Below are 18,109 nucleotides of genomic sequence, written 5' to 3'. Positions count from 1 at the left end.
GGCGCGACCGGGGGGCAAGGGCATGGTGCACACCGACGGCGAGGGCGACGAGCGGCTGGCGGCCGAGGGCGAGGTGGCCGTCGCCCGGCTGGCGATCGACTCCGGGGACCTCGCGCACGCCGCCGACCACCTCGCCGACGCGATCCTCTCCGACCCCCAACTGCCCGAACTGCACGAGGCCCTGGCCGAGTTGTGCGCGGCGGCCGGCGGCCCGGCGGCGGCGCGCGAGCTGTTCCCGCTGGACGGTGAGGTCTACCTCGGTGCCGTCGTCTGCCGCGCCCACGTGGAGGCCGCCGCCGGGGACTGGGACAACGCCGTCGGCCTGCTCGCCTCGGCGATCCAGTACGAGCCGGCCCGCCCCTGGGCGCACACTGCCTGGCTCGCCCGCGAGGACCTGCCCGCCCTCGTCGACCCGGACGCCGTCGCCCAGGCGGTGGCCCGCGCCGCCGGCGCTCTGCCCGACCGGCTGTCCGCCGAACTCGCCGACTCCGTACGGCCCTTCGACGACTTCGTGCAGGCCGTGCTGGCTCGCAACAGCGAGCACGCGCTGCTGCTGGCGATGGCCTCCGGTCTGACCCGCCGCCTCGGCGCCACTGCCCGGGCCGTCGAACTCGCCCAGCGCGCCCACCGGTCGGCCCCCGGCTACCTGCCCTCCGTGATGCTCGGCAACGCCCTGCGCTCCGACGGCCGGCCCGAGGCGGCGCTCGCCGTCTGGGAGGCCGAACTGGCCCGGGAGGCGCCGGAGAAGGACAACTCCAGCAGCTACCTCGCCGTCGACGTGGCCGAACTGTACGGCACCCTCGGCCGCCCCGCCGACGGCCTGCCCTGGTTGGACCGGGTGCTCGCCACCGCCCCCGACCACCCCAAGGCGGCCCCGGCCCGGTACGGGCTGCGCCACGCCCGCGACGGCGACCCGGTGCACCTGCTGGGCCTGGCCGACCACCACCGCGCCCACCCCGACCACGAGTACGCCCAGGACCTGCTGGAGCGGCTCAGCCACCGCGAGCCCTGGCTCGGCATGGTCTCCGGCGCCACCGAGGCGACCGTCAACGTGCTGCACCAGGTGCTCGGCGCCGAGGGCACCGGCCGTGACACCGAGATCGACTGCACCGCCTCCGCCGTGGAGCCGCCCAGCTCGGTGCTGGCCGTCCACCTCGCCCTGCCGCGCTCCACCGTCTCCTACCGGTCCGTCGGCGAGCCCGACCCCCGGCTGCCGCTGACCGAGCCCACCACCCGGATCTGGGCCTGGGACGGCACTGACCCGCGCCCGGCCGTCGCCCCGCCCGCCCCCGCGAGCGCCGAACTCGTCCGCGCCACCGCCGAGATCGTCTGGCCGACCATCCCTGCCGCCTACGACCACGCCGTCCGGCTGGCCGGGCTGCCGCTGGACGAACTGCTCGGCGTGCTGGTCCACCCGCCGCTGCCCCGCGAGGACGACCTCGGCCGCGCGCTGCTCGCCCACCAGCCCGAACTGTGGGTGCGCGCCGTCCAGGCCTTCGCCTGCCTCGGCATCGCCCACCACCGCACCGACCAGCCGTGGGAGGCCTCCGAGCGCCGCCGGGTGCTGCGCGACCTGCTGCTCGGGCCGGAGGACTGGGTGGTCGAGGCGGCCGGCTTCGCCCTGGTCGCGATCGGCTGGACGCACCCCGAGACCCGGACCGACATCGCCGAGCTGCTGCGGCAGCGGCTGGAGTACAGCGGCTGGGCGAGCCGCAGCCGGGTGGTGACGATCCTGCGCTCACTCGCCGCCCTGGCGCTCGCCGCGCCGTGGACGGAGCCGGCCGACCGCGACCTCGCCAGGCACCTGTTGGCGGAGGCGGACGGTCAGGACGGCGGGGACCTCGACAGCGGCGGGGAGGCCCGGGAGGAGTCGGTGGAGCCGGGCGCGCAGCGGCGGCCCGGGCCCCGCCCCGGCCTGATCCGCCGTCTCTTCGGCCGGAGTTAGCGCTACCCGCTACCCCACCCCCGGCAGCGGTTCCTGGTCCACCTCGAACCGCGCGACCCGCTCCGCCGGGTCGCGGCACTCCGGCCCCAGCCGCAGCATCCGCGACTCCGGGTCGTGCAGCGGCCGGTGGCAGCGACGGCAGGTGACCCGGGGCCGGAGGGCCTGGGTGGTGTCCGTGCCGGGGAGTGGCTCAGGGCTGGTCATGGGGAGACGGTAGCCGCCCACGGCTGCCCCGGCCCTGTCCTGCGGACCCGGCGGAGATCCGCAGGACAGGCCCGGGGCCTCCGCCGTGAAAGGATCCGTCCCATGGCCACGGACCGCAGCAGCGCAGGAGACCCGGCGCGCACCCTCGCCCTGCTCTGGGGGCTGACCGCCGAGGAGAAGCCCGGCCGGCGCGGCCCGAAGCAGGCCCGCTCGATCGGCGAGATCGCCGCCGAGGCCATCGCCGTGGCCGACGCCGAGGGCGTGGACGCCGTCACCATGCGCCGGATCGCCCAGGAGCTTGGGCTGTCCCCGATGGCGCTCTACACGTACGTGCCCGGCAAGGCCGAACTGCTCGACCTGATGCTGGACACCGTCTACGCCACGATGCCCCGCAGCGCCCCGGCCGACGAGGGCTGGCGGGCCGGGGTCACCGCCGTCGCCGACGACAACCGGGCACTGTTCCGCGCCCACCCCTGGGTCGCCGCCGTCTCCACCAGCCGCCCGCCGCTCGGCCCCGGTCTGATGGCCAAGTACGAGTACGAGCTGCGCGCCTTCGAGGGCACCGGCCTGCCCGACGTCGAGCTGGACGCCGCGTTGACCCACCTGCTGGGCTTCGTCCAGGCCTGCGCCCGGATGGCCGCCGACGAGCGCGCCGCCCAGCAGGACAGCGCGCTGACCGACGCCCAGTGGTGGGAGGCCAACGCCGAACTGCTCGCCCGGGTCTTCGACCCCGAGCGCTACCCGGTCGCCGCCCGTGTCGGCGCCGCCGCCGGCCAGGTGCACGGCGGCGCGTACAGCCCGGAGCACGCGTACGCCTTCGGGCTGGACCGGGTGCTGGACGGGCTGGCGGCGCTGATCAAGGAGCAGTAGGGCGCCCGTCGTACTCCTCGCGGGCGCCGGCGACGGCGCACATCCGGGACTCCACCCAGTGCGCGAGCGCCGAGACGTGCTCGGCGGCCTCGTACCCGAGCGGGGTGAGGCTGTAGTCGACCCGGGGCGGGATCACGGGATGGGCCACGCGCAGCACGAAGCCGTCCCGCTCCAGGGTCTGCAGGGTCTGGGCGAGCATCTTCTCGCTGACCCCGCAGACCCGCCGGCGCAGCTCGCTGAAGCGGTAGCCGCGTTCGCGCAGGGCGACCAGCACCAGCACCCCCCAGCGGCTGGTGACGTGCTCCAGCACTCCGCGCGAGGGGCAGTTGCGGTCGTAGACGTCCGGCACCCGATCGAGCAGCGGCAGGCTCTCCATCATTACCTCCATGTCAGTACCCTACTTCGAAGTGCGTACTATCCAGAAGTAAGTGCCCTCCCTAGGGTGAGTGTCGAAGCCGATCGAGACCAACAGGGAGCAGCAGCATGTACGTCGTCACCGGAGCCGCCGGACAGCTCGGCCGCCTGGTCGTGGAGGGCCTGCTGGCCGCCGTTCCGGCGAGCGAGATCGCGGTGGTGGTCCGCTCCGCCGCCAAGGCCGAGGAGTGGGCGAAGCGGGGCGTGCGGGTCCACGAGGCGGACTACGACCGCCCCGAGTCGCTCGCCGGGGCCTTCGCCGCGGGTGACCGGGTGCTGCTGATCTCCGGGAACGAGCTCGGCAGGCGGGTGCCCCAGCACCGCGCGGTGATCGACGCGGCCGAGGCCGCCGGGGTCGCGCTGCTCGCCTACACCAGCATCCTGGGCACGGCGACCTTCCGGATCGCCGAGGAGCACCGCGCTACCGAGGAACTGCTGCGGGCGTCCGGAGTGCCCCACGCCCTGCTGCGCAACGGCTGGTACACGGAGAACTACGTGGCGGGCGCGGCCGCGAGCGTCGCGAGCGGCGAGGTCTTCGGCAGCAGCGGCGAGGGTCGGGTGGCGAGCGCCGCGCGCCGGGACTACGCCGACGCGGCGGTGGCGGTCCTCATCGGTGAGGGGCACGAGACCAAGGTGTACGAGCTGAGCGGCGATGCCGACTGGAGCATGGGCGAGCTGGCGGCCGAGCTGGCCGCGGCCTCCGGCAGCCCGGTGGCGTACCTGGACGTCGCCGCGGAGGAGCAGGTCCGCCGACTGGTGGCCGCGGGGCTGCCGGAGGGCTTCGCCGAGCTGTTCCCGAACACCGACGCGGCCATCGCCGAGGGCGAGCTGGCCCTGCGCACCGGGGACCTGGCCCGGCTGATCGGCCGCCCGACCGTCCCGCTGGCCGAGTCCGTCCGCGCGGCGCTGGGCGCCTAGAGCATCTGGGTGCCTGGAGCGCCCGGGTGTACAAGGCAACCTCTGACCGGCGGGAACACCGGATCCGTCCGGCATTCAAACAATGTCATGACCAAAATCGGGAAACGGAGATGACAGCCTGCCCTTCCGCCCGCTACCGTCACCTCGATACATCGCGCGCGCGGGAGGGCACTCGGCCATGCCACAGACAACCCAGCAGGACAGCGGCCGAGGCCTCTGGTACGGCATGGCGGCCTACGGCATCTGGGGGCTCTTCCCACTGTTCTGGCCGTTGCTGGAGCCCGGCGCCGCCGACGACATCCTGGCCAACCGGATGGTCTGGTCCCTGGTCGCCGTGGTGCTGATGCTGGTGGCCCAGCGGCATTGGGGCTGGATACGGCCGCTGCTGCGCCAGCCCCGCCGACTCGCCATGCTGGCCGGCGCGGCCATGGTGATCTCCGTCAACTGGGGCGTCTACATCTGGGCCGTCAACAACGGGCACGTGGTGGAGACCAGCCTCGGCTACTTCATCAACCCCCTGGTCACCATCGGCTTCGGCGTCCTGGTGCTCAAGGAGCGGCTGCGCGGCGCGCAGTGGACGGCCGTCGGCATCGGCGCGGCCGCCGTCGCGGTGCTGACCGTCGCCTACGGGCAGCTGCCCTGGATCGCGCTGGTCCTGGCGCTCTCCTTCGCCACCTACGGCCTGCTGAAGAAGCAGGTCGGGCTGAGCGGGCTGGAGAGCCTGGCGGCGGAGAGCGCCTTCATGTTCCCCTTCGCCCTCGGCTACCTGATCTACCTGGAGGTCAGCGGGCACGGCACCTTCGGCCACACGGTGCCCGGCTCGTACGGCTGGGGGCACTCGGCGCTGCTGATGCTCAGCGGCGTGATCACCGCGATCCCGCTGCTGTTCTTCGGCGCGGCGGCCGTGCGGGTGCCGCTGACCGTGCTCGGGCTGCTGCAGTACCTGGCGCCGGTGTTCCAGTTCCTGATCGGCGTCGCCGTCTTCCACGAGTCGATGCCGCCCGCGCGCTGGGCCGGCTTCGCCCTGGTCTGGGCCGCGCTCGCGCTGCTCACCTGGGACGCGCTGCGCCAGGTGCGGGCCGGGCGGGCCGCGGTCGTGCCGCAGCCCGCCCCCGTACAGCGGGAAGCCGTCACGCGCTGACGCGTCTCAGGCGCTGATGCCGCTCATGCGCTGATGTCGCGGCTGGTGAACCGCGACCAGGCCGCCGAGCCGAACACGGCGACGTAGGCGGCCTGCAGACCGAGGTCCTTCCACACGCCGTCCCAGTACATCGGTTCGCGCAGCAGGTCCGAGAAGCTCATCCAGTAGTGGGTGAACAGGAACGGCCGGATCGCGTCCAGTTGCGGGAAGGCGTCCAGGATCTGCACGGTGATCACCAGGCCGACGGTCGCGGCCATCGCCGCGATGCCGCTGCCGGTGAGGGTGGAGACGAACAGCCCGATCGCCACCAGCCCGGCCAGCGAGACCGCGACCACCCCGGCCACCAGCACCGCGCGTAGCAGCGCGTCGGAGAAGCCGATGGTGTCCCCGGAGATCAGCGTGACCTCACCGAGCGGGAACAGCGCGGCACCCGTGGCCAGCGCGGACAGCGCCACCGCCGCCGTGGCGGCCAGGCAGAACACCAGCCCGGCGGTGAACTTGGCGGCCAGCAGCCTGGTCCGCCCGGCCGGGGCGACCAGCAGGTAGCGCAGCGTCCCGGTGGCGGCCTCGCCGGCGACCGAGTCCCCGGCCACCACGCCGACCGTCATCGGCAGGAAGACCGGCAGCGCCACCGCCAGCGCGGTGAACACCAGGAACAGGCCGTTCTGCGTGGTCTGCGCGATGAAGCTCGGTCCACCGCCGCCCTCGTGCGGGCTGTCGGTGTTGAGCTTGACCACCACGCCGATCAGGATCGGCAGCACCGCCAGGATGCCCAGCAGCACCTTGGTGCGCAGTCGGCGGAAGGTCAGGTGCAGCTCGTTGCGGAACAGCGCCAGGAACCCGGCCGCGGTCTGCGGTCGACGGCCGGCCGTCACCGGCACCGCCTCAGCCTGCGACATCGAAGCCCTCCCCGGTCAGCGCCACGAAGGCGTCCTCCAACGTGCCCCGCTCCAGCCCGAATCCGTGCACCCGCACCCCGGCCTCGACCAGCGCCGCGCACAGCTTGGGCAGCACCTCGTCGCCCTGGGCGCCCAACTCGCCGTCCACCCGGCCCTCGCCGGGCACCAGCGCGCCCACCCGGTGGGCGGCCAGCACCTCGGCGGCCTGCGCCACGTCGGGGGTGCGGACCACCAGCCGGCCCTGGGCCCGGGCGGCCAGCTCGGCGACGGTGCCCTGCACCAGCAGCCGGCCCCGGGACATCACCGCCGCGTGGGTGCAGACCTGCTCGATCTCGTCCAGCAGGTGCGAGGAGAGGAACACCGTGGTGCCCTCCGCCGCGACCTCCCGCACCAGCGCCCGGATCTCCCGCATGCCCTGCGGGTCCAGGCCGTTGGTCGGCTCGTCCAGCACCAGCAGCTCGCGCGGCTGCAGCAGCGCGGAGGCCAGGCCCAGGCGCTGCTTCATGCCCAGTGAGTAGGCGCGGGCCTTCTTCCCCGCCGCGGCGCTCAGGCCGACCCGCTCCAGCGCGGTGTCCACCCGCTGCCGGCGGGTGCGCGGGTCGGCGGTCGGATCGGCGGAGTCGAAGCGGATCAGGTTGTCCCGGCCGGAGAGGAAGCCGTACAGCGCCGGGCCCTCGATCAGCGCGCCCACCCGGGGCAGCACGGTGGCGACGGACTGCGGCATCGACTCACCGAGCACGGTGGCCACACCGGAGGTGGGGGCGATCAGGCCCATCAGCATCCGGATGGTGGTGGTCTTGCCGGAGCCGTTTGGGCCGAGGAAGCCGAAAACCGAGCCGCGCGGCACGGCCAGGTCCAGGCCGTCCACGGCGAGCTGGCCACCCCGGAAGCGCTTGGTCAGGCCGCGGGTTCTGATCACGTCGTCGGTGCGGGAGGGCGGAGAAGTGGGAACGGGGGCCGGGCGCAGCGCGGCGCCCGTACCCCCGGCCGACTCCGTAACGTCCCCCGTTACGGGAGTCCCGGTCATCCGTCAGTTCACCCCGGCGGCGTGCTGCAGGACCGACAGGGTCACCGCGCCGGCGAAGACCCGGCCGTCGTCGGTGAGCAGGACGTTGACGACCTTGGTGCTGATCAGCGTGCCGCCGCCGACCGGCTTGCCGAGCGACTTGACCAGCGCCTGCGGGTTCACCGGCCGGCCGTGGTGCTTGCCCTGCTTGCCGTCGCCCTTGGACGCGCCGGCGGGCGCCTCGACGCTGCTGGGCAGCTGCGCGGAGACCACGGCCGTCCAGCCCTCGCCGATCACGTTCACGCCGCCGTGGTCCTTGGCGGCCCCGCCCTTGGCGGCTTCGCTCTCGCCGGCGTGGTCCTTGACGGCCTCGTCCGCCTTCCGCTCCGTCACCTTGGCGCCCTTGGGCACCGTGAAGTCGAAGGTCTTGGCGGCGGGCTTGGCGAAGGACACGTCGGTGAAGTGGACGTCCAGCACGGTGGAGCCGTCGGTGGACTTCACCACCACCGCGAGCGGCACCCCGTTGTCGGCGGCCACCGAGATCCGCACCTCGGCGACCGTCGAGCCGGACTGGGTCGGCTTGACGCTCAGCTGGTACGCCTTCTGCCCGGCCACGGTGGCCGTCCCGGCGACGGTGACCGAGGTGGTGCCGGCGCTCGTGGTCAGGAACTGCTTGGCGGCCTCCTGCGCGGTGGTCGGCACGCCGGTCAGCGGCGCCTTGGAGTGCTGCTCGGCCGCCGGACGCCCGGTCAGGTGCACCGCGCTGTTGGTCGAGCTGTCCCAGGCCCAGCTCTGGTCGCCGTTGCGGACCAGGCTGTAGCCCGCCGTGTTCTCCATCAGGTCCACCCGCTGGCGGTCCGGCCCGTCCACCGCGACCCGCAGGGTCTGGTCCCCGCCGAGCAGGCCGAGCAGCTTGGTCTGCGGGTCCGCCGAGGAGCCCTTGCCCTGCTCGTCGCCGCCGTGCCCGGCCGCCGCGGCGAACCCGCCGGCCCCGCTCAGCAGCTGGCCGGGCAGCCCGAGGTCGGTCGAGACCGACACCGTCCCGGACAGGGTCTGCGCGTCGGAGCCGAGCACCTTGGCCACCAGCTGCTCCGCCGAGACGGTCGGCAGGTCGGGCGGGGAGTCGGCGGCCAGCGCGGGCACCAGCCCGACCCCGGTGGCGATCACCGCGGCCACCGCCAGCGGCACCCCGGCGCGTACCAGGGTGCGCCGTCGCGAACGGAACGGCACCCCGCTGTCCTGCTGGTCCCCCGCCGCCGTGTCATTGGTCATGGCGTCCTCAACTCCTCTGCGAACCTGTTCGATTGGCACTGCCCTTCCATTAGAGGTCGGTACCGCCGCCGCGTCATCGCCCTGCAGGGCCAGATCGGGGTGAACCTGGTAGGTACATCGACCCTGAGACGGCCTCAGGGTTGGCTCCTCCGGACGTACGACACCTGGCGTAGGGTCGCGCCATGGACGGAACCGCCATGGACGCAAGCAACCCCCCGACGGCGAACGCGATGCGGCGCGCCCTGCACCGCGCCCGGGACGGCGTCGCCCTCGATGTGGCCGAGGCCGCCGTGTTGCTCCAGACCAGAGGCGAGGACCTGCGCGACCTGTGCGCGAGCGCCGCCCGGGTGCGCGACGCCGGGCTGGAGGCGGTCGGCCGCCCCGGCGTCATCACCTACTCCAAGAGCGTGTTCATCCCGCTGACCCGGCTCTGCCGCGACAAGTGCCACTACTGCACCTTCGCGACCGTCCCCGGCAAGCTGCGCCGGGCCGGGCACGGGATGTTCATGTCCCCGGACGAGGTACTGGAGGTGGCCCGGCGCGGGGCCGAACTCGGCTGCAAGGAAGCCCTGATCACGCTCGGCGACAAGCCCGAGGACCGCTGGCCCGAGGCCCGCGAGTGGCTGGACACGCACGGCTACGACGACACCGTCGCCTATGTGCGGGCGATGTCCATCCGCATCCTGGAGGAGACCGGCCTGCTGCCGCACCTCAACCCCGGGGTGCTGAGCTGGACGGACTTCCAGCGGCTGAAGCCGGTCTCCGCCTCGATGGGCATGATGCTGGAGACCACCGCCACCCGGCTGTGGAGCGAGCCCGGCGGCCCGCACTTCGGCTCCCCGGACAAGGAACCGGCCGTCCGGCTGCGGGTGCTGGAGGACGCCGGTCGCAGCTCCGTCCCGTTCACCAGCGGCCTGCTGATCGGCATCGGCGAGACGTACCGGGAGCGCGCCGAGTCGCTGTTCGCGCTGCGCAAGGTCTCCCGGGCGTACCACGGCATCCAGGAACTGATCCTGCAGAACTTCCGCGCCAAGCCGGATACCGCGATGCGCGGCATGCCGGACGCCGAACTGGACGAGCTGGTCGCCACGGTGGCGGTGGCCCGCCACCTGCTGGGCCCGACCGCCTGCCTGCAGGCGCCGCCGAACCTGGTGGACGGCGAGTACGAGCGGCTGATCGCGGCCGGCATCGACGACTGGGGCGGCGTCTCCCCGCTCACCCCGGACCACGTCAACCCCGAGCGCCCCTGGCCGCAGATCGACCGCCTGGCCGAGCGCTCGGCCGCGGCCGGCTTCGAACTGCGCGAGCGCCTCGCCGTCTACCCCGAGTACGTGCTGCGCGGCGAACCCTGGCTGGACCCACGGGTGTTGCCGCATGTCCGCGCCCTGGCCGACCCGGCCACCGGCCTGGCGAACCCGGACGCCGTGGTCCAGGGCCGCCCGTGGCAGGAGCCCGAGGACCTCCCGGAGTCGTACGGGCGGACCGACCTGCACGCCACCATCGACACCGAGGGCCGCACCGGCGACCGCCGGGCCGACTTCGAGGACGTGTACGGCGACTGGGAGGTGCTGCGTGAGCAGGTGCTGGCGAAGGGCGCGCCCGAGCGCCTCGCCGGCGACCTTCGCGAGGCGCTGAAGGTGGCCGCCGACGACCCGACCAGGCTCACCGACGACCACGCGCTGGCACTGTTCCACGCGGACGGCCCGGCCCTGGACGCGCTGTGCCGGATCGCCGACGACGTCCGCCGGGACGCGGTCGGCGACGACGTCACCTACTGCGTCACCCGGAACATCAACTTCACCAACGTCTGTTACACCGGCTGTCGCTTCTGCGCCTTCGCCCAGCGCCGCACCGACGCCGACGCCTACACCCTCTCCCTGGAGCAGGTCGCCGAACGCGCCGCGCAGGCCTGGAAGGTGGGCGCCACCGAGGTGTGCATGCAGGGCGGCATCCACCCGGACCTGCCCGGCACCGCCTACTTCGACATCGCCCGCGCGGTGAAGGAGCGGGTGCCCGGCATCCACGTGCACGCCTTCTCGCCGATGGAGGTGGTCAACGGCGCGACCCGGACGGGTCTTTCGATCCGCGACTGGCTGCAGCGGGCCAAGGAGTCGGGCCTGGACACCATCCCGGGCACGGCCGCCGAGATCCTGGACGACGAGGTCCGCTGGGTGCTCACCAAGGGCAAGCTGCCGGCCGCGACCTGGGTCGAGGTGGTCACCACCGCGCACGAGCTGGGCATCCGCTCCTCCTCCACGATGATGTACGGGCACGTGGACACCCCCGAGCACTGGCTCGGCCACCTGCGGCTGCTCGCCGACATCCAGCAGCGCTCGCTCGGATTCAACGGCACCGGCGGCTTCACCGAGTTCGTCACCCTCCCGTTCGTGCACACCAACGCCCCGGTCTACCTGGCCGGCATCGCCCGGCCCGGCCCGACCGTCCGGGACAACCGCGCGGTGGTCGCGATGGCCCGGCTGCTGCTGCACCCGCACATCCCCAACATCCAGACCAGCTGGGTCAAGCTGGGCGCGGAGGGCGCGGCCGAGATGCTCCGCTCGGGCGCCAACGACCTGGGCGGCACGCTGATGGAGGAGACCATCTCGCGGATGGCCGGCTCGGCGTACGGCAGCTACAAGTCGGTGCGCGACCTCCAGGCGATCGCCGAGGCCGCGGGCCGCCCGCACCGCCAGCGCACCACCGTCTACGGCGAGGTGCCGGCCGAGCGGCAGGCGGCGGCGCTGGCCTCGGACGGGCACCTGCCGGAGCTGCTGCCGGTGCTGGACTGAGGCGGGCCACGGGACCCCGGTCGTCCCAAGGGCTCGTCTTCAAACGCCCGCCCTCCGGGCGAACGACGGGAGTTTGAAGACGAGCCCTAACCGCGGCGGCCGGGGTGGGGAACCGAAGTGCGAGGGGTGCCGTCGTTTCGCTCGCGTCTTCGCATACAGTGCCAGGGCGCGCGGCCCGGCCGTGCGTCGCGCGGACCCGCCCCCCGACCCCGACGAAAGGCGCCCCGTCGTGATGCCCCTGTGGTCACGAGCCCAGCAGCAGGACTTCCGCAGCCGGGTGCGGGGCTGCCTGCTCGGCGGTGCCATCGGTGACGCGCTCGGCGCCGGCGTCGAGTTCGAGTCGATGGAGAGGATCCGCGCCCAGCACGGCCCGCAGGGCGTCACCGGCTACCTCCCCGTGCACGGGCGCACCGGTGCCGTCACCGACGACACCCAGCTCAGCCTGTTCACCGTGGACGGCCTGATCCGGGCCCACATCCGGCGCGACACCGGCAGCTGGCACCCGCCCACCGACCTGCACCTGGCCTACCTGCGCTGGGCCGCCACCCAGCGTGACTGGGGCCCGGACGAGCGCCGTCCCGACCTCGGCTGGCTCGGCCGCGAGGAGTGGCTGTACGCCCAGCGTGCCCCCGGCCAGGGCTGCCTGACCGGCCTGACCGGGCCGGACGGCGAGCGGCTGGGTACCCTGGAGCGGCCCAAGAACCCGCACTCCAAGGCCTGCGGCACGGTGGTGCGGTCGGCGCCGTTCGGACTGCTCACCACCTGGGAGCCTGGCCTGGTGTTCCAGCTCGCGGTGGAGTGCTCGGTGCTCACCCACGGCCACCCGACCGGCTACCTGGCGGCGGGTGCGCTCGCCGTGATCGTCCAGTCGGTGGCCCGCGGCGGCACCCTGGAGGAGGGCGTCCACCTCGCGCTGGCGCTGCTCTCCGAGCGGCAGTCGCACGAGGAGACCACGGCCGCGCTGCGGGCCGCGCTGGACGCCGTCCGGGCCGGCGAGCCGTCCGCGGACCGGGTCGAGGCGCTGGGTGAGGGCTGGGTCGCCGAGGAGGCGCTGGCGATCGGGGTCTACTGCGCGCTGGTCGCCCACGACGTGCGCTCGGGCCTGCTGCTGGCGGTCAACCACTCCGGGGACAGCGACTCCACCGGCGCGGTCTGCGGCAATCTGCTCGGGGTGCTGCACGGCGACACCGCGCTGCCGCCAGGGCTGGTGGCGGGGCTGGAGGGGCGCGGTGCGATCCTCGAACTCGCCGACGACTTCGCGCTGGAGCTGATGCACGGCACCGAACTGCACGACCGGCAGACCCCGGAGGGGGCCAACTGGGCGGTCCGGTACCCGGTGGTGTACTGAACGAACCCCTCGGAAACGGCAGTTGCCCGTAGCGCCGGCCGCCGCTGAAGGCGACGGTCACCGCTACGGGCAACTGGTCCGAGCACGGATCCCGGTCAGACCTCGCCGAAGGTCCCCGCCGCCGTGGCCGCCGCGAACGCGTTCCAGGCCTCGGTGGAGAAGAGCAGCTGCGGGCCGAGCGGGTCCTTGGAGTCCCGGACCGCCACTGTCTCGGCGGTGGGTCCGGCGATCTCCACACAGGCGCCCTGGCCGCCGCTGTGACTGCTCTTGCGCCAGTGGGTTCCGTACTCGGAGGGGGTGCTCATTCGTGGTATCCCTTTTCGATGTCGGCTATCAGCGACCGGCTCTCCGCGACACCGAGTGCGGCCGCTCTCAGGTAGTCGTACAGACCGGTATAGCGGCGCACGTCCGCCTCCTTCTCCAGGTAGAGATCGCTCGTCACACCTTCGAAGTAGACAACCGTGGAATCGGCTGACTCCGGGAACTCCAGCAGGGAGAATGTCCCGGTCATGCCGGGGTGGGCGCCGTGCGAGAACGGGATCACCTGGATGGTGATGTTCGGGCGCAGGCTGAGCTCCAGCATCTGCCGCAGCTGCCGGGCCATGATCTCGCGGCTGCCGACCTCACGGCGCAGTGCGGCCTCGTCTATGACGGTCCACAGGCTGCCCAGCTGGTTCTCGCCGTGGACGCGCTCCTGGCGCTTCATCCGGACCTGCACCCGGCGCTGCACCGCGACCGCGTCGGTGTCCGGCTGGGTGCCCTCGACCACGGCCTGGGCGTACTGCTCGGTCTGCAGCAGGCCCGGGACGAAGGAGGACTCGTAGGCGCGGATCGAGGAGGCCTCGGCCTCCAGGCCGATGTAGACGCTGTACGGGGTCGGCATGTCGTTGAAGTCGTGCCACCAGCCGCGCTGGCGTGATTCCTTGGCCATCTCCATCAGGCTGTTGCGCATCTGCTCGTCGGACACCTTGTACACGTCGCAGAGGTCCCGTACGTCGCGCTGGCTGATGCTGCGGCGGCCGTTCTCCAGCCGGCTGATCTTCGACTGGGAGACCATCAGGCGGCCGGCCACCTCCTCCGCCGTCATCCCGAGGCCCTCGCGGAGTTTGCGCAGCTCCGAGCCGAGGCGCCGGCGGCGCACGGTGGGATTGATGTTCGCGGACACGTCGACCTCCGGCCGGACCTCTGGTGATCGTTGGAACGGCAGCCCTCGGAACACTTCGGACATTGGGACCAACCCCCCTGACTTGGAGCAGCATGTCACCTTGGGCCAGGTCGGCGCCGGGGAATCACAGCAGCGCAGTAGAGCAGATCATCGGAAAAGCGCTTCTGTGAGACAGCGAAAGCCCCCAGGTGGTAATGCGGCTCGACGACTCGGACCGGTAGTTGCGGAGGGCCTCGACGGGCCCCCGGGAACGGCAGAGGGGCGGTCGCCGGGCGACTTGCGTCGCGGGGCGACCGCCCCTCGGTGCTTCTGGTGGTGCCGGTGGTGCGGGGTCGCGTGCCGGGCCGCCCAGCGCCTTCGGGCGGCGCGGACGGGACGGCCCCCGCCGCTGGACGTGTCGTCGGGGTGTCGTCAGCGCGTCGGGCCGGATCGCCTCGACCGCCTCGACCGGCCTGACGGCTTCGACCGCCCAGGGCCGCCCGGGGCCGCCGTGGGTCAGCGGCCCGCGCGGATCAGCGGACGCCGACCCGGGAGGCGGGGACCCGCCCGCCCGAGGCCCGGCCCGCCGTGCGGGTGCTGCCGGGCCGGCCGGTGCCGGTCCCGGAAGCCTGGGAAGAACGGTTCTGCTGCGTCGGCAGGCCGTTCTGCACGTCCATCACGGCGTGCGCGACCATCCCGCCGAGCGGGTCGTACCGGATCAGGTCACGCAGCCGCGACCGTGAGGACCGGCCCTCGTTGCCCGGGTACAGGTGCTTGCCCAGCCCCACCGAGTGGGCGAGGGCCGCGAGCGCGGCCGTCCGAGGGTCCGGCGGCACACCGGTGCGGATCGCGGTGTCCAGCCGCTGCTTGATCGCGGCGTTGGTGCAGTCGTCGGACGCCTGGTACCGGGTCGTCGGCAGCACCCCGCACACCTGGCCGGGCACGGCGGTGACCATGCCGCAGCGCTCCAGGTGCGCCAGGTACGTCTGACGCAGCCCCAGCCGGGGTCCGCCGATCCAGTGCGCCGCGCGGACCGGGCTGCCGCGTCGGCGCAGCAACTCCAGTGCGTGGTCAAGGGTCGGGTCGCCGGTCGGCCGTGCGAGCACGACGGCGATCCGGTCTCCCTCCGGTACGATCCGTCCGGCCAGGGACAGCTCGACGAGCTGCGCCCCGGCGAGTCCGAGGTCGAGGGTCTGCGGCTGCGCCGTGGTACCCGTGGTCGGGTCCAAAGCGAGCAGCAAGAGTTCCTCGGGAACAGTTCTGCGGCTCTTGCCCATCCAAGCCTCCCCGCGTGGATGAGAGACAGGGTGACGCCTCTCACACGGGCTTGTCGAGTACGCCTCCGAATCGTGACCTTGCGGTGAAGGCGCGGAACCGGCGGCCGCGGGCCGGGCGTCTGATCGTTGAACAGGCCGCAGTGCGGCCGTGCGGCGGCAATAAGCGCCGGTCGGGCGGGGTGTGCGCGGCCGGATCGACCGTATGTGGCGGAGACTGTACAGGTACACGGGGCGGGGCGTCGGCTTCCCGAAATCGGGTCTGCCGATGCCCCGCCGGGCGTTGAGGAGGCTGGGATACGTGGGCGAGTCCCCCGACAGGGTGCTGAGGGACGGCGAGCGGGAGCGGGGCCGGGAGGGGATGCGGACCGGTGCGGCGGACGGCGCCGCGAAGGCCGCCGACGGCGGGCCTGCCGGTTCGACGGCTGCCGGGGCGTCAGCAGAGGCCGCCGCCGGAGCATCTGTGGAGGCATCTGCGGAGACCACCACGGAGACGTCCGCCGAGGCGGCTTCCGAGGCGTCCACCGGGTCGTCTTCCGCGGCGTCGGGGGCGGGGGCCAAGGGCGGCTCGACCGTGCAGATCCGCGTTCGGGATGTGGACAGCCGGACGACGATGCTGCGGCTGCCGGTGGACAACAAGACCACCGCGCTGCGGCTGCCCGAGGAGCTGCTGAAGGCCACGGGCGACGACAGTTCCGATGGTGGGGCGGAGAAGGGGGAGCCGGCCCCGACGGCTGACGCGGCGAAGGAGGCCGCCGAGCAGCCGTCCGGCACCGACCCGCGTCTCACCATGCGGACGGCTGCCGCAGCTGCCGCGGTGGCGGCCGAGGTCCCTGGGGAGGACTCCGGGAAGGCGTCGGAGAAGGCGTCCGAAGAGGGGGCTGGGAAGGGGTCGGAGAAGGCTTCCGGTGCGACCGCTCCCGAGTCCGACACGCCGGAGAAGAAGGAGTCCGCGGCCGCCTCCGCGAAGCCCGCCGACACGACGGGGAAGGCGAAGCCGGCCGAGAAGGCCGACACGCCCGAGGCCGCCGAAGCCGAAGAGCCCGCCGAGTCCGCGGAGTCCGGCGACGCCGATAAGGCCGACAAGGCCGCCGAGCCAGATAAGGCCGGCGAGTCCGACAAGGCCGGCGAGTCCGACAAGGTCGATGAGCCCGATAAGGCCGATGAGGCCGCCGAGCCAGACAAGGCCGACGAGCCCTACGACCCGACCAAGACCATGCTGCTCACCAAGCCACCGGTTCCGACCGGCAAGGCCGAGAAGCTGGAGAAGCCCGAGCCGCTGCGCGCCCCCGCCGCCGGCACCGTGCCCGAGCCCCCGGCGCCCACCCCGCTGCCCGAGCCGGCCCCCGTCCCCGAGCCGGTGCCCGAGCCGCACCCGGCACCCAAGCCCCTTCCCGAACCCGAGCCGACCCCGGGCCCCGAACCGCTGCCCGAGCCGGCCCCCGAGCCCGAGCCCGGCCCGGCCCCGGCACCCAAGCCACTGCCCGAGCCGGACCCGCGGCCGGTGCCGCCCGTCCCGCCGCTGCCCCGGCCCGAGCCGCTGCCCGCCCCGGAGCCGCTGCCCTCGCCGGAGACCACGGCCGAGGCGATGGAGGTCCTGGCCTCCCTCAACGCCCGTCCGGTCTCGCCGCTGCGCCGTGCGCTCAAGCGGATCACCATCTGGACGGCGTTCCTGGCCGTGGTGCTCGGTGCGGTCGTGGTGGCCCAGCTGCTGCGCCCGTTGCCGGACGCGAAGGTGAAGATGTCGGCTGCGGGCAGCTTCAACTTCTCCGGCGACGCGCTCGACCTCGCCTGGCCGGCCAAGGGCCAGTCCGCCGCCGAGGTGGTCGGCGTGGGCAGCCTCGGCAGTTCGGGCCAGGAGACCCCGGCCTCGATCGCCAGTGTCACCAAGGTGATGAACGCCTATCTGATCCTGCAGAAGTACCCGCTGAAGAAGGGGGAGAGCGGCCCGAAGATCGTCGTCGACAAGCAGGCCGCGCAGGAGTCCGGCAACGTCGACGAGTCGAAGGTGACGCTCACCGAGAACCAGGTGCTCACCGAGTACCAGGCGCTGGAGCTGCTGATGCTTCCGTCGGCCAACAACGTGGCCCGGCTGCTCGCCCGGTTCCACTCCGGCTCCGAGGCGGAGTTCGTCAAGCTGATGAACGACACCGCGGCCAAGTTCGGTATGACCAACACCACCTACGCCGACCCGGCGGGCTTCAACGCGGACACCAAGTCCACCGCCAAGGACCAGCTGAAGCTGGCCGAGCAGGTCATGCAGGACGAGATCTTCCGGCAGATCGTCTCCACCCCGGAGACCAACTTCAACAACGTGAAGATCCCCAACACCAACAACCTGATCAACCCGAAGACCGGCGTCATCGGCGTCAAGACCGGCTCCAGCACCCCGGCCGGCGGCTGCCTGATGTGGGCCGCCTACAAGGAGATCGGCGGCGTGAAGCGGCTGATCCTCGGCGTCACGCTCGGCCAGCAGGCCACCTCGTCCAAGGAAGGCGACGGCATCCTGCCGACCGTGTTGAAGGTCAGCGGCAAGCAGATCCAGGCCGCTCAGAACGGCCTGACCGGCCAGACCGTCGTCAAGAAGGGCGACGTCGTCGGCTCGGTGGACGACGGGCTCGGCGGCAAGGTCCCGGTCGTCGCGACCAAGGACCTCGTGGTGGCGGGCTTCCCCGGCATCAGCGGCACGATCACCCTGGACCCGGCCAAGCTCGGCCACAACGAGAAGGCCGGCAAGGAGGTCGGCACGCTGCGGGTGGGCGCGGGCGACAGCAAGGTGGAGGTCCCGGTGGCCCTCCAGTCCGACCTGAACCCGCCGTCCATCCAGTCGCGGCTGCTGCGCATGCTGTGAGCGCGCTGATCCGCTGAACGACGAAGGAGGGGGA

15 protein-coding genes are annotated in these 18,109 nt (G+C 73.0%); 7 read left to right on the top strand and 8 right to left on the bottom strand.

The window, feature by feature from the left end:
- Positions 1-22: 22 nt before the first annotated feature.
- Positions 23-1,945, top strand: a complete 1,923-nt coding sequence (locus ABZW30_RS07675) for a hypothetical protein (RefSeq protein ID WP_355670113.1) — start codon at positions 23-25, stop codon at positions 1,943-1,945.
- Positions 1,946-1,954: 9 nt separating this feature from the next.
- On the opposite strand, the gene ABZW30_RS07670 is transcribed toward ABZW30_RS07675, so the two are convergent.
- Positions 1,955-2,149 (bottom strand): DUF6011 domain-containing protein, encoded by a 195-nt coding sequence (locus tag ABZW30_RS07670; RefSeq protein ID WP_355670112.1) that lies wholly within the window; start codon positions 2,147-2,149, stop codon positions 1,955-1,957.
- Positions 2,150-2,251: 102 nt separating this feature from the next.
- Between ABZW30_RS07670 and ABZW30_RS07665 the strand changes: the two genes are divergently transcribed.
- On the top strand, positions 2,252-3,019 hold the full coding sequence (locus ABZW30_RS07665) for a TetR/AcrR family transcriptional regulator (protein WP_355670111.1): 768 nt from the start codon (positions 2,252-2,254) through the stop codon (positions 3,017-3,019).
- Here ABZW30_RS07665 and ABZW30_RS07660 read toward each other — a convergent pair.
- Positions 3,006-3,398 carry a helix-turn-helix domain-containing protein gene (locus tag ABZW30_RS07660; RefSeq protein WP_355670175.1) on the bottom strand — a complete coding sequence of 131 codons (393 nt, stop codon included), beginning with the start codon at positions 3,396-3,398 and terminating at the stop codon, positions 3,006-3,008. The genes ABZW30_RS07665 and ABZW30_RS07660 overlap by 14 nt on opposite strands.
- 104 nt (positions 3,399-3,502) lie before the next feature.
- Between ABZW30_RS07660 and ABZW30_RS07655 the strand changes: the two genes are divergently transcribed.
- Together ABZW30_RS07655 and rarD are read left to right on the top strand one after the other, a co-directional pair.
- Positions 3,503-4,351, top strand: coding sequence for an NAD(P)H-binding protein (locus ABZW30_RS07655; RefSeq protein ID WP_355670110.1), 849 nt, complete (start codon positions 3,503-3,505; stop codon positions 4,349-4,351).
- Between the two features lie 178 nt (positions 4,352-4,529).
- Entirely contained in the window at positions 4,530-5,492 is a 963-nt protein-coding gene (gene rarD, locus ABZW30_RS07650) for an EamA family transporter RarD (RefSeq protein WP_355670109.1), read from the top strand.
- A gap of 23 nt (positions 5,493-5,515) precedes the next feature.
- Here rarD and ABZW30_RS07645 read toward each other — a convergent pair whose 3' ends face one another.
- From ABZW30_RS07645 to ABZW30_RS07635, 3 genes are all read right to left on the bottom strand, one after another.
- Positions 5,516-6,391, bottom strand: a complete 876-nt coding sequence (locus tag ABZW30_RS07645) for an ABC transporter permease (RefSeq protein WP_355670108.1) — start codon at positions 6,389-6,391, stop codon at positions 5,516-5,518.
- Positions 6,378-7,358 (bottom strand): ABC transporter ATP-binding protein, encoded by a 981-nt coding sequence (locus ABZW30_RS07640; protein ID WP_355670174.1) that lies wholly within the window; start codon positions 7,356-7,358, stop codon positions 6,378-6,380. Before ABZW30_RS07640 ends, ABZW30_RS07645 begins: the two co-directional genes overlap by 14 nt.
- A gap of 63 nt (positions 7,359-7,421) precedes the next feature.
- Complete coding sequence (locus tag ABZW30_RS07635) at positions 7,422-8,669, bottom strand: DUF2092 domain-containing protein (RefSeq protein WP_355670107.1); 1,248 nt, start codon at positions 8,667-8,669, stop codon at positions 7,422-7,424.
- 182 nt (positions 8,670-8,851) lie between these two features.
- Between ABZW30_RS07635 and ABZW30_RS07630 the strand changes: the two genes are divergently transcribed.
- Together ABZW30_RS07630 and ABZW30_RS07625 are read left to right on the top strand one after the other, a co-directional pair.
- Positions 8,852-11,458 carry a bifunctional FO biosynthesis protein CofGH gene (locus ABZW30_RS07630; protein ID WP_355670106.1) on the top strand — a complete coding sequence of 869 codons (2,607 nt, stop codon included), beginning with the start codon at positions 8,852-8,854 and terminating at the stop codon, positions 11,456-11,458.
- Positions 11,459-11,690: 232 nt separating this feature from the next.
- Positions 11,691-12,806 (top strand): ADP-ribosylglycohydrolase family protein, encoded by a 1,116-nt coding sequence (locus ABZW30_RS07625; RefSeq protein WP_355670173.1) that lies wholly within the window; start codon positions 11,691-11,693, stop codon positions 12,804-12,806.
- A 95-nt stretch (positions 12,807-12,901) separates the two neighbouring features.
- Here the strand turns inward: ABZW30_RS07625 and ABZW30_RS07620 are convergent, their stop codons facing one another.
- The 3 genes from ABZW30_RS07620 to ABZW30_RS07610 form a co-directional block, all read right to left on the bottom strand.
- Positions 12,902-13,111, bottom strand: a complete 210-nt coding sequence (locus ABZW30_RS07620) for a DUF397 domain-containing protein (protein ID WP_355670105.1) — start codon at positions 13,109-13,111, stop codon at positions 12,902-12,904.
- Positions 13,108-13,971 (bottom strand): helix-turn-helix transcriptional regulator, encoded by an 864-nt coding sequence (locus tag ABZW30_RS07615; protein WP_355670104.1) that lies wholly within the window; start codon positions 13,969-13,971, stop codon positions 13,108-13,110. The genes ABZW30_RS07620 and ABZW30_RS07615 overlap by 4 nt, the downstream gene beginning before the upstream one ends.
- 512 nt (positions 13,972-14,483) lie before the next feature.
- Positions 14,484-15,227: a GPP34 family phosphoprotein gene (locus ABZW30_RS07610; protein ID WP_355670103.1), complete on the bottom strand. Its 744-nt coding sequence runs from the start codon at positions 15,225-15,227 to the stop codon at positions 14,484-14,486.
- A gap of 298 nt (positions 15,228-15,525) precedes the next feature.
- Here ABZW30_RS07610 and ABZW30_RS07605 point away from each other — a divergent pair, with 298 nt between their 5' ends.
- Positions 15,526-18,075 carry a hypothetical protein gene (locus ABZW30_RS07605; RefSeq protein WP_355670102.1) on the top strand — a complete coding sequence of 850 codons (2,550 nt, stop codon included), beginning with the start codon at positions 15,526-15,528 and terminating at the stop codon, positions 18,073-18,075.
- The last annotated feature ends 34 nt before the right edge of the window (positions 18,076-18,109 follow it).

This window comes from Kitasatospora sp. NPDC004669 (genome assembly GCF_040609455.1).
Lineage (GTDB): Bacteria > Actinomycetota > Actinomycetes > Streptomycetales > Streptomycetaceae > Kitasatospora.
Note: the sequence above shows the minus strand (reverse complement) of the source record. Positions and strands in the feature narration are given on the sequence as shown.

Excerpts from the sequence above, each read along its gene's own strand:
- ABZW30_RS07675 (WP_355670113.1), top strand. The coding sequence starts at position 23 with ATGGTGCACACCGACGGCGAGGGCGACGAGCGGCTGGCGGCCGAGGGC.
- ABZW30_RS07670 (WP_355670112.1), bottom strand. The coding sequence starts at position 2,149 with ATGACCAGCCCTGAGCCACTCCCCGGCACGGACACCACCCAGGCCCTC.
- ABZW30_RS07665 (WP_355670111.1), top strand. The coding sequence starts at position 2,252 with ATGGCCACGGACCGCAGCAGCGCAGGAGACCCGGCGCGCACCCTCGCC.
- ABZW30_RS07660 (WP_355670175.1), bottom strand. The coding sequence starts at position 3,398 with ATGATGGAGAGCCTGCCGCTGCTCGATCGGGTGCCGGACGTCTACGAC.
- ABZW30_RS07655 (WP_355670110.1), top strand. The coding sequence starts at position 3,503 with ATGTACGTCGTCACCGGAGCCGCCGGACAGCTCGGCCGCCTGGTCGTG.
- rarD (WP_355670109.1), top strand. The coding sequence starts at position 4,530 with ATGCCACAGACAACCCAGCAGGACAGCGGCCGAGGCCTCTGGTACGGC.
- ABZW30_RS07645 (WP_355670108.1), bottom strand. The coding sequence starts at position 6,391 with ATGTCGCAGGCTGAGGCGGTGCCGGTGACGGCCGGCCGTCGACCGCAG.
- ABZW30_RS07635 (WP_355670107.1), bottom strand. The coding sequence starts at position 8,669 with ATGACCAATGACACGGCGGCGGGGGACCAGCAGGACAGCGGGGTGCCG.
- ABZW30_RS07630 (WP_355670106.1), top strand. The coding sequence starts at position 8,852 with ATGGACGGAACCGCCATGGACGCAAGCAACCCCCCGACGGCGAACGCG.
- ABZW30_RS07625 (WP_355670173.1), top strand. The coding sequence starts at position 11,691 with ATGCCCCTGTGGTCACGAGCCCAGCAGCAGGACTTCCGCAGCCGGGTG.
- ABZW30_RS07620 (WP_355670105.1), bottom strand. The coding sequence starts at position 13,111 with ATGAGCACCCCCTCCGAGTACGGAACCCACTGGCGCAAGAGCAGTCAC.
- ABZW30_RS07610 (WP_355670103.1), bottom strand. The coding sequence starts at position 15,227 with ATGGGCAAGAGCCGCAGAACTGTTCCCGAGGAACTCTTGCTGCTCGCT.